This is a genomic window from Christiangramia aquimixticola, from assembly GCF_048285835.1.
In the GTDB taxonomy this organism is placed as follows: Bacteria; Bacteroidota; Bacteroidia; order Flavobacteriales; family Flavobacteriaceae; genus Christiangramia; species Christiangramia aquimixticola.
In genome coordinates this window covers 1-292 of sequence record NZ_JBLVTL010000255.1, presented here as the reverse complement: position 1 = coordinate 292, position 292 = coordinate 1, and the positions used below count along the sequence as shown (strand labels likewise).

General features: G+C 39.7%; 1 protein-coding gene. It reads right to left on the bottom strand.

Annotated elements, in window-relative coordinates:
• The coding region (locus tag ACNKXV_RS14380; RefSeq protein ID WP_417908393.1) for a hypothetical protein at positions 1-292 on the bottom strand (292 nt) is incomplete at both ends.

Genomic DNA, 292 nt, shown 5'->3' with positions numbered 1-292 from the left:
GGAAACTAGGTCAGTGATAGCAAACGTGAAAGATGAGTTCACAGAAAGCTTATCGGAAATTGCGGAGTTCAAACCCAATCCGAAGTTATACTTCTGTAGGTTGTTACCAGGAACAAAACCTTCTTCGTCTGTATAACCAAAGCTGGCATTGAATCCTGTTTTATCTGAACCACCTGCAACCTGAACAGACGTATTTGAAATCAAACCTTGTCTGAAGAAAATCTCAGAAGGGTCTTTATATGCTTTGTATTCATATTGAACTGGTGTACCACCTACAACACCATTTACCCAA